The 11,905-nt window shown below is 71.0% G+C and carries 17 protein-coding genes; 11 read left to right on the forward strand and 6 right to left on the reverse strand.

Annotated elements, in window-relative coordinates:
• Positions 1 to 2: 2 nt before the first annotated feature.
• Positions 3 to 716, forward strand: coding sequence for a hypothetical protein (locus AB0O28_RS18625; protein WP_363641637.1), 714 nt, complete (start codon positions 3 to 5; stop codon positions 714 to 716).
• A 65-nt stretch (positions 717 to 781) separates the two neighbouring features.
• Here AB0O28_RS18625 and AB0O28_RS18630 read toward each other — a convergent pair whose 3' ends face one another.
• The gene (locus AB0O28_RS18630; protein ID WP_363641639.1) at positions 782 to 1,162 is read right to left on the reverse strand and encodes a hypothetical protein; all 381 of its coding nucleotides are present in this window, start codon (positions 1,160 to 1,162) and stop codon (positions 782 to 784) included.
• Between the two features lie 82 nt (positions 1,163 to 1,244).
• Here AB0O28_RS18630 and AB0O28_RS18635 point away from each other — a divergent pair, with 82 nt between their 5' ends.
• From AB0O28_RS18635 to AB0O28_RS18660, 6 genes are all read left to right on the forward strand, one after another.
• Positions 1,245 to 2,891: a hypothetical protein gene (locus AB0O28_RS18635; RefSeq protein ID WP_363641641.1), complete on the forward strand. Its 1,647-nt coding sequence runs from the start codon at positions 1,245 to 1,247 to the stop codon at positions 2,889 to 2,891.
• Between the two features lie 94 nt (positions 2,892 to 2,985).
• A complete protein-coding gene (locus AB0O28_RS18640; protein ID WP_363641643.1) occupies positions 2,986 to 5,013 on the forward strand; it encodes a hypothetical protein in 2,028 nt (675 codons plus the stop codon).
• Positions 5,014 to 5,185: 172 nt separating this feature from the next.
• Complete coding sequence (locus tag AB0O28_RS18645; RefSeq protein WP_363641645.1) at positions 5,186 to 5,458, forward strand: WhiB family transcriptional regulator; 273 nt, start codon at positions 5,186 to 5,188, stop codon at positions 5,456 to 5,458.
• A gap of 49 nt (positions 5,459 to 5,507) precedes the next feature.
• Positions 5,508 to 5,711, forward strand: coding sequence for a hypothetical protein (locus tag AB0O28_RS18650; protein ID WP_363641647.1), 204 nt, complete (start codon positions 5,508 to 5,510; stop codon positions 5,709 to 5,711).
• A gap of 119 nt (positions 5,712 to 5,830) precedes the next feature.
• Positions 5,831 to 6,883, forward strand: a complete 1,053-nt coding sequence (locus tag AB0O28_RS18655; protein ID WP_363641649.1) for a nucleotide kinase domain-containing protein — start codon at positions 5,831 to 5,833, stop codon at positions 6,881 to 6,883.
• Between the two features lie 67 nt (positions 6,884 to 6,950).
• Positions 6,951 to 7,271, forward strand: coding sequence for a UTRA domain-containing protein (locus AB0O28_RS18660; protein WP_363642099.1), 321 nt, complete (start codon positions 6,951 to 6,953; stop codon positions 7,269 to 7,271).
• A 117-nt stretch (positions 7,272 to 7,388) separates the two neighbouring features.
• Here AB0O28_RS18660 and AB0O28_RS18665 read toward each other — a convergent pair whose 3' ends face one another.
• Complete coding sequence (locus AB0O28_RS18665; protein WP_363641651.1) at positions 7,389 to 7,619, reverse strand: hypothetical protein; 231 nt, start codon at positions 7,617 to 7,619, stop codon at positions 7,389 to 7,391.
• A gap of 90 nt (positions 7,620 to 7,709) precedes the next feature.
• Between AB0O28_RS18665 and AB0O28_RS18670 the strand changes: the two genes are divergently transcribed.
• From AB0O28_RS18670 to AB0O28_RS18685, 4 genes are all read left to right on the forward strand, one after another.
• Positions 7,710 to 7,871, forward strand: a complete 162-nt coding sequence (locus tag AB0O28_RS18670; protein WP_363641653.1) for a hypothetical protein — start codon at positions 7,710 to 7,712, stop codon at positions 7,869 to 7,871.
• An 81-nt stretch (positions 7,872 to 7,952) separates the two neighbouring features.
• A complete protein-coding gene (locus AB0O28_RS18675; protein WP_363641655.1) occupies positions 7,953 to 8,258 on the forward strand; it encodes a hypothetical protein in 306 nt (101 codons plus the stop codon).
• Positions 8,259 to 8,617: 359 nt separating this feature from the next.
• A complete protein-coding gene (locus AB0O28_RS18680) occupies positions 8,618 to 8,767 on the forward strand; it encodes a hypothetical protein (RefSeq protein WP_363641657.1) in 150 nt (49 codons plus the stop codon).
• A gap of 98 nt (positions 8,768 to 8,865) precedes the next feature.
• Positions 8,866 to 9,129, forward strand: a complete 264-nt coding sequence (locus AB0O28_RS18685; RefSeq protein ID WP_363641659.1) for a hypothetical protein — start codon at positions 8,866 to 8,868, stop codon at positions 9,127 to 9,129.
• A 259-nt stretch (positions 9,130 to 9,388) separates the two neighbouring features.
• On the opposite strand, the gene AB0O28_RS18690 is transcribed toward AB0O28_RS18685, so the two are convergent.
• From AB0O28_RS18690 to AB0O28_RS18705, 4 genes are all read right to left on the reverse strand, one after another.
• A complete protein-coding gene (locus AB0O28_RS18690; RefSeq protein WP_363641661.1) occupies positions 9,389 to 9,610 on the reverse strand; it encodes a holin in 222 nt (73 codons plus the stop codon).
• A gap of 55 nt (positions 9,611 to 9,665) precedes the next feature.
• Entirely contained in the window at positions 9,666 to 9,962 is a 297-nt protein-coding gene (locus tag AB0O28_RS18695; protein ID WP_363641663.1) for a hypothetical protein, read from the reverse strand.
• 116 nt (positions 9,963 to 10,078) lie between these two features.
• On the reverse strand, positions 10,079 to 10,894 hold the full coding sequence (locus AB0O28_RS18700; RefSeq protein WP_363641665.1) for a BRO family protein: 816 nt from the start codon (positions 10,892 to 10,894) through the stop codon (positions 10,079 to 10,081).
• 128 nt (positions 10,895 to 11,022) lie between these two features.
• Positions 11,023 to 11,871 carry a peptidoglycan-binding domain-containing protein gene (locus tag AB0O28_RS18705; protein ID WP_363641667.1) on the reverse strand — a complete coding sequence of 283 codons (849 nt, stop codon included), beginning with the start codon at positions 11,869 to 11,871 and terminating at the stop codon, positions 11,023 to 11,025.
• Positions 11,872 to 11,905 lie beyond the last annotated feature (34 nt).

An 11,905-nucleotide genomic window follows, 5' to 3' on the forward strand; every position in this document is an offset into this window, starting at 1 on the left:
TAATGGGCTTCCGCCTGCTGTTCGGCCAGTACACCGACATCCAGCACTGCGTCGACGTCGGCGGCGTCACCACGGCGGGCGACGCACCCGGCTACGACGAGCGGACCGCCGTCGTCCCCTCCGGCGACTGGCGACCGATCGCCGAGGAGGAGGCCGAGCAGCTCCGCCCGGACGCGACAACCCCCCGGAGTCTGCTGGTCGAGCTGGTCACCCACCCGCTGCCAGTGGACGCGGCCGCCGACCTGGACGCGCGCCGCCAGGCCGCCGCCGCCCTCGACCCGCTGGACGGACGCTGGCCCCGCGAGCGGCTCGCCTGCGCCGACAGCCCTCCCGGCCTGCTGACCACCACCCGCGACCACGACAACGGCAACCGCAGGATCGGCCTGCACGTCGACAACTTCGACCGCCAGCCCTACCCGACTCGGCTGAACAGCCGGCGCCGCCTGGCCCTCAACATGGGCCCCGGCAGCCGCTACCTCCTACTCGCGGACCGCACCATCATGGACATCTGCGCCGAGCTGGGCCGCGACCAGAACGGCCACCTGCCGCACACCGACGACCTGCGGCGCTACATCGCCGACGGGCACCCGCTGCGGTGCTTCCGTATCCGCCTGGACCCCGGCCAGGGGTACATCGCACCCACCGAGGTTGTCCCGCACGACGGCTCCACCGCCGACGCCGCAACCTGGTCGGTGGCCGCGTTCTGGCTCGGCTGACCACAGCCTGACACGCGAGAGCACCCCGCATCCTCGCTCGAGGAGCGGGGCGCTCTCGCGTCTGATCAGTCGTCGAGCAGCCCGGCGGCCTTCGCCCGCTCGCGCACCAGCGTGGCCATCGCCTGCAGAGCCGCCGCCTTCTCCTTGAGAGACTCGCGCCTGCGGTCATCGGGGGTGTGAAGCGCTTCTTCCCTGGCCTCGTCGGCCGCCTCCCGCATGCTGGCGATGAGCTCGGCGGGCGGCACACGCTCCGGCGGCTGGGCGTCAGGGGCGTAGAGCAGCCAGTCGATGATCTGGATGAGCTCTTTCGTCCGGTCGCCGGCACGTAGAGCGGCGTGGGTGCCGAATGCTTCCCACCGCTGCGGGTCCATCCGCAGGTGGCGACCTGGGTACTTGGGCTGGTTCGGCACGGGATCACCGTAGTCGCGGGCGCTGGAGGCGAGCAATCTGCATCTCCTCATCATTGCGGGTGTAGACATACCCAATCTAAGGTGTAGACATACCCCCGGTCTACAGGAGGACCCATCCATGGAAGCGGGCTCCGCTCCCGATCTCGGACGCGTCGCCGACGCGGTCGAGACCTTCGCATCCGAACATCCCGTGGTGACCGCTGTCCTCGGTGTGCTCGGCCTGGCCCTGCTGGTCCTGGGCTACTTCGCTGCTCGCGGGACCACACGGGCTGTTCTCCGGCCGATCCGAGCGGCCGCCGGCGCCGCACGCTCTTGGGCGGCGAACCGCCCCGTCGAGGACCGCCTGACCATCATCGCCGCGAGCATCGCCACCGGCGTGTCCGCCCAGGGCATGTGGCGCTTCTCCGGCGACGTCCTCGGCTTCGACGGCCCGCTGAGGCTCGGGCTGTTCGCGTTCATCGAAGTCGCCGTCGTCACGAGCGCCGTACGCGCCCGCCGCAGCATGCGAGAGGACCGCGGCGCCGGGCTGGACGGCCTCGCCGTCTGGATCTTCACCTGCCTGTCCGCCGTCCTGTCTACCTTGGACGCACGCAGCGTCGCCGAGGCCATCTTCCGGCTCGCCGCCCCGCTCGTGGCCGCCTGGCTGTGGGAACGCGGAATGGCCATCGAACGGCACCGCATCACCGGCCGCGGCCGCATCCACTGGCGGCTCACCCCCGAGCGGGTGCTCGTCCGGCTGGGCCTGGCCGAAGCGACAGACCGTACCGCGGAGGAGGTCGACGCCCAGCGCCGCCTCGACCGGGTGGCGCTAGCCGCCGACAACGCGCACCAGCTGCGGGAGGCCGGCGCTTCCGAGCGGAAGCAGCGCCGCGCGTACACCCGCCTGCGGCGCGCCTTCCGGGCGGCTGCCGCTCACACCGGCCTCGCCCGCGACCCCGAGCAGCAGGAGGTCCTGCGGCGCGAGGTGGCCGTCCTGCGCAGCATGGAGCAGCTCCTCGACGTCGCCCCGGAATCGGCGTGGGCGGCCGCGCCGGTGGCCGAGCCTGAGCCGGCGCACCAGGGCGACTTCGCTCGGCTGGCCGAGGAGACCCGTCACCTGCGTGAGACGCTTACGGACCGGCATGAGACGAAGAGCGACCTGGCGAACGTGACCATGCTGCTGGCGGACCTGACACGCCAGCGCCCGGCGCCCGTGACCACAGCCGCGACCGCGCCAGCAGTAGCGGGCCGCGTCGCGTCGCAGGTCGCGGAGCCGCCGCTGTTCCTGCCGCGCGAGTGGACGCCGCGGGCCATTGACGCGGCCTCGGCCGCGACCGCAGGCGTGACCGGCTCTGCGGTCACGACGGCAGTCACGTCCGATGTCACGGACACGGGTCCGATCGACCTGTTCAACCCCGCGGTGTTCGACCCGGCCTGCCCGCCGCCCGCGATGTCGGCTGCGCCCGCCGACGTGACCCCGGCCGCGACCGCGAACGAGGTCACAGGTGAGGTCGGTGAGCAGGGAGAACAGCCTTCCGGCGGGTCGTCGGAGGGCGGCCAGGGTGACGGCGGCGACGAGCCCGAGGTGCAGCCCAAGACCAAGATCATGCGCGACTTCTGGGACCAGCAGTGCGCCGAGGGCCGATACCCCTCCGTCACCGAGCTCGCCGAGGCCGCCGGTTCTCACCACAGTCTCGCCTCGAAGAATCGCAAGGCGTGGGTGGATGAGCTGCCGTGGTGGCAGCGCCGTAAGGCCCAGCCGCGTCGGGAGAAGGTGAATGCTTGATGTTCAACATCGCCCTCGTCATCACGCTCGTCGTGACTACGCCCGTGATCGTCGCTGTGATCGTGACCGCGGTCCGCGGGTGGGGCCGGTAGCCGTGCCCCCTCAGCACGATTCCGCGCCGGCGCCTTTCCCGGCGCCGGCGCGGGACAGCGTTCCCGTCATCCTGTGGGGTGCCGCCCGCACCACGGTCAAGGTCGCCGTCCGGGCTGGCCGGGTCGCGTGGTGGACATGGCGCCGTGTCCTGTGGCCGCGCCGCGACCAGCTCGCCGCGCCCGGGCTCGCGCTGGCCGCCCTCACCAGCGGCACAACCGCCCACCTCGCCGAGGTGCCGTGGTGGGCGGCCGGACTGGTGTGCGGCGGCTGCGTGGCGGTGCTGCGCCGTGCCTGGGACCGCCGCGGCGTCGCACCCGAGCACGCCGACACCCTCACCGGAGCAACGGTCGTCTTCGGTGCCTGGGCGACCGCGGCGACCGCCTGGGGCCCGGCCGGGATCCTCGGCCAGGCCTGGGCGGGCCTGGCAGCCGTTGCCACCGCGGCGTGGCTCGCGCACCCGGCCGCGCGTTCCTGGCGTGGCCTGCGGGCCCGCTGCCGCAACTGGACGGCCCAGCTGCCCGCCGTGCTGGCCGGGCTCGGCGCCGCCGGCGCGGTCTTGACGTCCACGCCGCGCCTGCAGGGCAAGCGGGTGGACTTCCCGCTGCGGCTGCCGCTCGGCACTACGCGGGAGGACGTCGACCGGCTCCGGCGAAAGATCGAGTCCGGGATGGGCTGGCCCGAGGGCAGCATCCGCGAGGTCCGCCAAGACCCCGGCTCCACCGCATCCAACCGGGTCATCCTCACCTGGCAGGACGGGCGTGTGAGGGCCCGCGCCGTGCGCCTGGATCAGGCGCCCATCCCCGCCTCCGTGTACGACCCGATCTGGCAGGGAGTCGACGACGACGGCCGGGACCTGTTCATCGAGCAGTACGCCACCGAGGGCATGACCCGTGGCCTGTACGGTGGCGAGCCCGGCTCGGCGAAGTCCAACCTGCTGCGGCTGATTGCCTACCTGCGCGCGTACTGCCCCGACGTGCTGATCTGGGCCGTCGATCTGAAGAACGACGGCATGACGTTCGCGTCGATCCTGCCGCGGCTTGACCGGATCGCCGTGAACCGCGCGCAGGTGGAGGAGGTGTTCGCCGACGCGGCGGCGCTGATCCCCTTGCGTGGGCGGCTGCTGCAGCCGGAGGACAACCAGAAGCTCCCCCTGTCGCCGCGGCGGCCCGCGGTGCTGATCCTGTTCGACGAGTTCGCCACCGCGTGGGGCAAGACCACGCAGAACAGGGCGACGGTCGAGTCCGCGAAGGAAGTCGGGGCCAAGGGGCGGGCGGCGGGCATCGGCGTGGAGGCGGCGTCTCAGTACCTCGCGCAGGGGTCCCTGCACCCGGATCTGCGGCCGCTGTTTACGCGGCGGGTCGCCGGCCGGATGCAGGAGCGTGCGGACGCCCAGTTCCTGCTGAAGCACTGGACCCGGCTCGACACCACAGTCCTGCCGACCGGAGTGTTCTACCTCCAGGTCAGCGGCGAGCGGCACGCCCGGCTGCTGCACACTCCGGAGGTCACCGATAAGGACTTGGCACGAGCGGCCGCGGAGACCGAGCACCTGGCGCCGGTCCTGGAGCCGGAGACCGCACAGGAGTTGCCGTTCTACGCGGGCCGGTGGGCGGATCTGCCGGAGCACCTGCTGCCGTACTGTTCCCCCGCGCAGCGCGAGCTCGCCGCTGCGCCACCGCCGGCGAGCGCCACGACCCTGCGGGCGGTGGCTGCCGCTCCCCCGCACAGGACGATGGTGTCTGAACGGATCGACTCGTCGGCCGCGGTGGATCCGGCGCTCGCGGCGATGTGCGCGGTGTTCGTCGACGCGCGCGACGGCGATGTGCGGACCGGCGACGTTGTCGCGGCGGCGGCCGCGCAGGGGAGGTCGCGGACCTACGCCACTGACCGCCTGGCGGCATGGCGGGGGGAGGGCCTGATCCGGCAGACCGGGAGGGGCCTGTGGGCCCTGGCCTGCCCCGCTGAGGGCCTCCTGGAGGCCGCCACGGCCGCTGAGGGGGGCGCGGGCCGCCGTCGGGGTGACGGACCGTGACCCCCTCGCTCGGGCGGGTCCTCCCCTCCCCCATCACCCCCGGGGAGGGGCTCCACACGCGTGCGCGCACGCGCGGGCGCGGGGGGATGTCCGGCGGACAACCGCGGCGGACATCGCACGGTGCACCCGGCGGACATTCGACCAACCGACATTCGATCACGGAAAGTAACCAATGACCGGGGATGACCTCGCCGACCTGTACGCCCTCGCCCACGACCCCGACGCCGAGTGGATGGCCCAGGCGCTGTGCGCCGAGACCGACCCAGAGGCCTTCTTCCCTGACGAGGGCCAGCGCCCCGACGCCGGGAAGAAGATCTGCCGCCGCTGCGAGGTCCGCGCAGAGTGCCTCGCCTACGCCCTCGATCACGACGAGACCGGGGTGTGGGGCGGCACCACCGAGAAAGAGCGCCGGCGCATGCGCGCGCGGCAGGCCGTGGCGGCCTGAGGACGCCCGACGGCAGCTGTCTACATCCCTATCTCGTGGAAGGAAGCCCATGACCGAGGCCGCCCAAGGCGCGCTCATCTTCGTCGTGCTCGTCATCCTCTTCATAGCCGCGGTGGGGCTCAGCGCCAGCCGCCACCCGATGTCCACCTGCCGGCGGTGCTCCGGCACCGGCCGCAAACGGTCCTGGCTGCTGTCCAGCCGCTGGCGGCCCTGCCCGTACTGCAGCGGCGGGGTGGTCAACCGCAGGCCCTGACGTGAACATGGCGCCCCTGCCCGCCCTCGGCGTGAGAGCGGGAGGGGGCTTCGCGTATGAGGCCAGCGGCAGGGAAGGAAATGCCGACGAGCGGCCCTGGCCTGCGTTACCGTCCGACTGTGCTGGAGAGCCAGATGCAACTCCTCGACCTCGACGAGCCGCGCGCCGACGAGCCGGTCCGGCCCGTGCGTGTCGGCGCCCGCACCCTGCAGGTGCGCGCGAGCGTGTTCGACACCTACTGGTGGTTCGCCGCGGAACGGCAGCAGGTCTTCCATCACCGGGCGGCCGGCGACCCGCCGCCGTGGACGACGGATCCCGTCATCGGCCGGCACAAGTTCACCAACGTCTACCGGGCCTCCGACCGGGTCAGTCAGTACCTCATCCGCGACGTCATCTACACCGGCCCGCAGGACGTCGAAGAGCTGGTGTTCCGCATCCTGCTGTTCAAACTGTTCAACAAGATCGAAACGTGGGAGCTTCTCACGGGCGCGATCGGCGAGCCGCCGTCATGGGAGGGCTACGACTTCGCCCGGTACAACCAGGCCCTGACGGCGGCGATGCAGCGCGGGGAGAAGGTCTACTCGGCGGCGTACATCATCCCGAACCCCGGCTTCGGCGAGGCTCGCAAGCACGGCAACCACCTCAGGTTGCTGGAGCACGTCATGACCTCCGGTCTGGCCTACCGGCTGGCCGATGCGACGACCCTGCGCGAGGTGTACGAGCTGCTGCTTGCCCTGCCGTCGCTCGGGCCGTTCCTGGCGTTTCAGTACGCGATCGACCTGGGGTACTCGCCGGTGGTCGACGTCGACGAGAACGAGTTCGTCGTCGCCGGGCCAGGCTGCCTCGACGGCCTGTCGAAGATGTTCGCCGACACCGCTGGCCTGGCACCGGCCGACCTCGTCGCGTGGATCCGGGACGTCTCCCGCGACGAGTTCGACCGGCTCGGCCTGCCATTCCGGGACTTGTGGGGCCGGTGGCCTCACCTGATCGACTGGCAGAACGTGTTCTGCGAGGTCAGCAAGTACACGCGCGTCTCCCACCCGCACGTGAACGGCGTGGCCAGCAGGACGCGGATCAAGCAGGAGTTCCGGCAGACGCCAGGGGCGGTCGACTACCGGTTCCCTCCGAAGTGGGGCTTGCCTGCGGAGCGCACGGCGCAGCTGCGGCAGTAGGGGCGGGCCGCCAGGTCAGGGTGCGCTCCTGCAGGTCGCCGACGAGGATGCCGCCGCCGTACGCCAGCTGGCCACCAGCTACCTCCCCGCGGGCCTGGCTCGCAGTACCATCCTCGCCGAAGCCGACACCGGCCCCGGCGGCATCTACGACCGCATGGAGGAGATGGGGCACGGACCCCTGCAGTGGTCCGCGGCGATCAGCGCCCGCATGCCCACCCCCGGCGAGGCCGAGTTCCTGACGTTGCCGCCCGGCGTGCCGGTGCTGCGCATCGTCCGCCTCGCCCAATCCGCTGGCGGGCGGCCGCTCGAGGTCAACGACACCCGACTGGACTCCGATCAGTACGAGGTGGGATACCCGCTGTCCCGAGAGGACGGGCCTCAGACATGACGCAACGCCCCCCTTGCGCCCCCTCTACGGGAGGGCGCACGGGGGCGCGTCAGCCCTGCCTCTTTGGCCGGCTACCCTTCCGTGCCCGGCGCTCGGTCATCTCGGCCGTCTCCTCGCTCATGCGCCCCTCTTCTTCGCCTCGATGCCATTGTCCCGCGCGATCTTCCGCACGTACGCGTCGGTGAAGGGCGAGTGCGCCCGCACGTCTGTCGGCCGCGCGCCGGCCTTGAGCGCCCCCACCACTGCGGAGAGGACCGCCTGGCGGGACTTCTCGTGCTCGGCCTCGGTGGCGCGGTACCGCTTGGTGGCCCGGTCAAGGGCGGCGAGGGGGTCTGTCGTGTCTGCCATGCGCAAGACGGTACCGCAACAGAGTTGCGCTCGCCACCTCCATGCGCTAGCGTCTATCGCAACACGGTAGCGCAACATAGGAGCGAACAGATGGGTACCACCAACACCGTCAGTGACGAGACCTGGGGCCGCCTCGCCGCCGTCCTCATCAAGCGCGCCGCCGAGCGCGGCATCCTCGGCGAGGTCATCAACCTGATGACCCCCGAGGAGCGGGCCGACTTCAACCGGGGCATCGCCCAGATCATCGGTTGACCGTCCGGGCCCGGGGAACCGCCTCCCGGGCCCACCTGATGCCCCCTAGCCTCAGACCACCACCGTCTCCAAGGAGCAGACATGACCATCGAGATCGCCTCCCTCCGCGAGGGCCGCAACGCCCCGGCCTACCACCTGGCCGACGAGATCGCCGACGCCCACGGCATGTCCCGGAGCGAGGCGCACGCAGCGATCCACGCCATGCTCGGCCAGATCGCCGAGATCGACGGCGACGGGGTGATCCTGGCCCGCCGACCCCAGCGCCCCGAGCTCCTCAAGGACAACCCGCACGACTTGGACATCGACTGGTGGCTGACGATCAGCGAGGACACCGCCGACCAGATCCGCGAAGCCATTGCGGCGCAGCAGCCGCCCACGGCAGACTAATCGTGCTCCCCGCGTACGCGGGGGTGGTCCAATGCGGACGGCGCCAGTCAAAGTGCTCCCGGCGCATGCCGGGATGGTCCGACGTGGACGGTAGTAGTCACGTGCTCCCCACGTATGTGGGGATCGGCCCCGCCCCGACGGGGATGCTCCGAGGATCGATGCAGCGTGCCAGACGGCCCCGCCTTGGCGGGGATGATCCGGTTATCTGGACAGCGTGTGGTGTCGGCCCCGCCCCGGCGGGGATCTCATAGTCCAGGGCATACCGAAGGCGCCGCCCCTCCCACCGCGAGGGGCGGCGCTTGGCGTTCCGGGGGCGCGATCGCCGTACGAAGACCGGCGACGAGGGGGACACTGCACGGATGGACGCCGACTTCCGCCTGTACGAGCTCGTCGACGCCGCGGTGCGCAAACAGCGGCGGCGCCGAGCCTGGGGCTTCGAGGACCCATCTGACCTCCCACCCCGCGAGGCACCCAGCGGGGTGGAGCAGACCATGGGGCAGGAGACGTAGCCCAGGTTCCTGGAGTCACAGGAGCAGGAGCCAGTGAACCCGCGCCCGGGCGGGGACGTCCTCTCCTGGCCAAACGTCCCCCAGCGCAGGAGAACACCTTGCTCCGTCGTATCATCGCCGCCGGCGCGCTCACCGCGGCCGCCCTCGTCGCCCCCGCCGCAGCCGTGGTGTCCCCGGCCCACGCCGCCAGCTCGGCGGCGAGCTGCTACCAGCGCGCCGGGAACCACTGGAACTGCATCACGCCGGGCGCCTACTGCCCCGCAGCGGCGCACGGAAAGTACGGGTACGCCAAGGTCACGAAGAAGCGGTACCGGTGCTCGTACTACTCGAGCGACCACCGGTGGCACTGGAAGCGCGCCTGACCGCGCCTGGGCATGACAAAGGCGCCCCGCCCCTCCCGGAGGAGGAGCGGGGCGCCCTTTGTTGCCCCGCCGCCCAGAGCCACTGAGCGAAGAGGCGGGGGTCAGACAAGTGGAAGCGCCGCCCGGCATCCCCTCGCGTAAGGAACCAGACGGCGCTCCAGCCAGCCCTCCAGGACTCGCCGTAGACGCTACGGGAGGGCACCGACAAAACGAGGGAGGGCGCCCGGGCAGGGTCCGCGCCGGGCCCGGGCCCTCAGCCTCAGCGGGCCCGGGTGGTGAAGCCCGCGGTCTGCGGGTCGCCGGCGCGGCCGGCCGCGACCGACGTCAGCACCGACACCACGGCCGCCAGCCCGGCCACCGAGCCGACGGTGGGCCAGTTGACGTCGAGCAGGCCGAGCTGGCCCGCGCCGACGATGCCGAGCGCGGCCTGCGCGGCGGTCCGCACGGCACGCTCGCCCGTGTCGATCAGCCACTTCTTCATGTGCCCCTCCTTCAGGGACAGCCCGCCGACGGCGGGACGAACAGGGGGGTGAGGGTCAGACCTCGTCGACCGGGGTGAAGTCGAGGTAGTAGTCCTTGCCGGGCTCGAACGAGACGTTCGGGTTGTCCACCTGGATCCGGAGCTCCCCGATCGGCGTGTACTTGGCGTACCGCCGGTCCTCCGGGATGCTGTGGTCGTACTGCGGGCTGAACCGGTAGGTGCGCGGCCAGGTCATCTCGTGGCTCGGCTCGTAGCCGCCGCCGGGGAGGCGCTGCAGGACCGGCTGAGGCTCGGTGGCCGACATCTCGACGGTGTTGCAGCGGAACTTCGCGCGGGTGGTGGGCTGGGACATGACGCTCCTCGATGAGAGTGGCCCCTCCGATCAGGGCCGGAAACTATAAGACCTGCCACGTTCTGGCAGGTCAGAAGGCTGCCGGTATACGAGCTGGTATGAAATCGGGCTGCTGGTCAGGTGTGCGCGAGTTCGAGCTGGCGGGCCGGCGGCCGCGGCGAGCCGACCACCCCGGCCTCGTACAGCCGCTTCCAGACCAGCGCCTCGCCCTTCGGAGTGACGTAGGTGACCGAGCGTTCGACCGGCGCGCGGTCCGGGTGCACGTCGACCAAGGTGACCTTGACCTTGAAGTGGCCGGAGGCGATGTACCTGGCCATGGGCTCATTGCGGCGGGTCCCCCGCTCGATGAGAAGGCCCTCCGCGTAGAGGAACTGACGCAGCCGTATCTCCTTCAGCCCGAACCTTTTGGCCACCGTCCCGACGAGCGCCAGGCCGTCCGCATCGAGCGTCTGCGCCGCCCGGGCTGCCTCCGGCTCCAGCTCGGCAATCCTCTCGGCCAACTCGAGGTTCTTCGCCGTCGAGGCAACCAGCATTTGGGCGACCGCATGCTGGCCCTGCGGTGTGGTGATGTCGGGCAGCGCAGACGGGGCGACGGAGTAGGAGCCCGTACGACGGAAGGTCGGCAGCAGCTCGTGCTTGATCCACCGCTTGAATGCCAGCGCTTCCGGCTTGCGCGAGGCAAGGATCAGTCCGTATAAGCCTGGCTCGGTCACCACGTAGGTCTGCTGCCTGCGCCCTGCGGAGTCGATGACTTCAGTTGAAGTGAACTCGTCGTCGTCGAGCCTGGTCAGCGCCGCAGTGACGTTGCTTAGGCCGAGCACCTCGCACACGTCACGAGCGACGATCCAAGGTTCTCCGTTCAGGATCACGGTGCGGACCTGCTGGCCCGTGTCGGGGAACACGAACCGCTCGACACCGTTACCGTTGGTCATGTCAATCCTCTCTCGAAGGGTTGGCCTGCCCTGGGCCGTGTCGGCGGCGCCAGGGCGTTTACATGCGAAAGCCCGTGTCGGATGGGAGATCGACACGGGCGGGGGTGAGTGTTCAGTCGGCGGGCGGGTCAGTTCGCGTCGTCGACGGTGCCGGGCTGGCAGGACGGCGGCGGAGATGGCGGGAGCTCGGGCGTGGCCGAAGGCTCAGACTCGGCCGGCGGCCGCCAGGACCAGGTCATGTCCCACGTCGCGCGGTCGACTTTGCCGGTGACGGGCAGGCCAGTCGCCTTCTGGTAACCGCGGCACACCGCCGTGGACTGCGGGCCGTACCAGGAGTCGACGTCGATCTTCCAGCCGCGGCGGCGGAGCTTCTCCTGCCATACGCGGACGTCCTCGCCGAAGATCATCGGCTCGTTGGGGTTGTACTCGAGCACCCGCCCGGGCCACTGCGGGACGTCCCCCTTCATGATGATCTTGATCGGGGGTTCCGGGGACGGTGCCGGCGGCTCTTCCTTGATCGGCATGCCCGCGTTGACCCACCCCTGCAGGCGCGGGCCCGGGCACGCCGTGGCGTACAACTGGCCGTGGCCACGCTTACGCAGCGCTCGCCCGGCCTTCCGGCACGCCTCGTCATACAGCCACCGGATGCTCTTCATCGCGAGCTGGGTCGGGTTGTTGCTGCCGATGAACGCCACACCGATACCCGACCTGTTGTGATCGGGGCAGTGCGCGCCGACGACGAGCCAGCCGCGGCCCTCGTAGATCGTGCCGTCGGAGTCGACGAGGAAGTTGTACCCGATGTCGTTCCAGCCGCGGGTGTCCTGATGGAACACCTGGATCGCGCGAACGAGCTGGGTCTTGGGACCCTCGGTGTGGTGGACGACGAACTCGGTCCGCGTCGCCCACGTCACGTGGACGACGTCGCGGGAGTTCTTCGGCGGGCGTGCGCCCCACCCGGCGCGCGGAATGATTTTCACGGTGCTCCTTCCAAGGGGGCGGCAGCCTCCGCGC

This window comes from Microbispora sp. NPDC088329 (assembly GCF_040685655.1).
GTDB lineage: Bacteria > Actinomycetota > Actinomycetes > Streptosporangiales > Streptosporangiaceae > Microbispora.

Excerpts from the sequence above, each read along its gene's own strand:
- AB0O28_RS18625 (WP_363641637.1), top strand. The coding sequence starts at position 3 with ATGGGCTTCCGCCTGCTGTTCGGCCAGTACACCGACATCCAGCACTGC.
- AB0O28_RS18635 (WP_363641641.1), top strand. The coding sequence starts at position 1,245 with ATGGAAGCGGGCTCCGCTCCCGATCTCGGACGCGTCGCCGACGCGGTC.
- AB0O28_RS18645 (WP_363641645.1), top strand. The coding sequence starts at position 5,186 with ATGACCGGGGATGACCTCGCCGACCTGTACGCCCTCGCCCACGACCCC.
- AB0O28_RS18650 (WP_363641647.1), top strand. The coding sequence starts at position 5,508 with ATGACCGAGGCCGCCCAAGGCGCGCTCATCTTCGTCGTGCTCGTCATC.
- AB0O28_RS18665 (WP_363641651.1), bottom strand. The coding sequence starts at position 7,619 with ATGGCAGACACGACAGACCCCCTCGCCGCCCTTGACCGGGCCACCAAG.
- AB0O28_RS18670 (WP_363641653.1), top strand. The coding sequence starts at position 7,710 with ATGGGTACCACCAACACCGTCAGTGACGAGACCTGGGGCCGCCTCGCC.
- AB0O28_RS18675 (WP_363641655.1), top strand. The coding sequence starts at position 7,953 with ATGACCATCGAGATCGCCTCCCTCCGCGAGGGCCGCAACGCCCCGGCC.
- AB0O28_RS18680 (WP_363641657.1), top strand. The coding sequence starts at position 8,618 with ATGGACGCCGACTTCCGCCTGTACGAGCTCGTCGACGCCGCGGTGCGC.
- AB0O28_RS18690 (WP_363641661.1), bottom strand. The coding sequence starts at position 9,610 with ATGAAGAAGTGGCTGATCGACACGGGCGAGCGTGCCGTGCGGACCGCC.
- AB0O28_RS18695 (WP_363641663.1), bottom strand. The coding sequence starts at position 9,962 with ATGTCCCAGCCCACCACCCGCGCGAAGTTCCGCTGCAACACCGTCGAG.
- AB0O28_RS18700 (WP_363641665.1), bottom strand. The coding sequence starts at position 10,894 with ATGACCAACGGTAACGGTGTCGAGCGGTTCGTGTTCCCCGACACGGGC.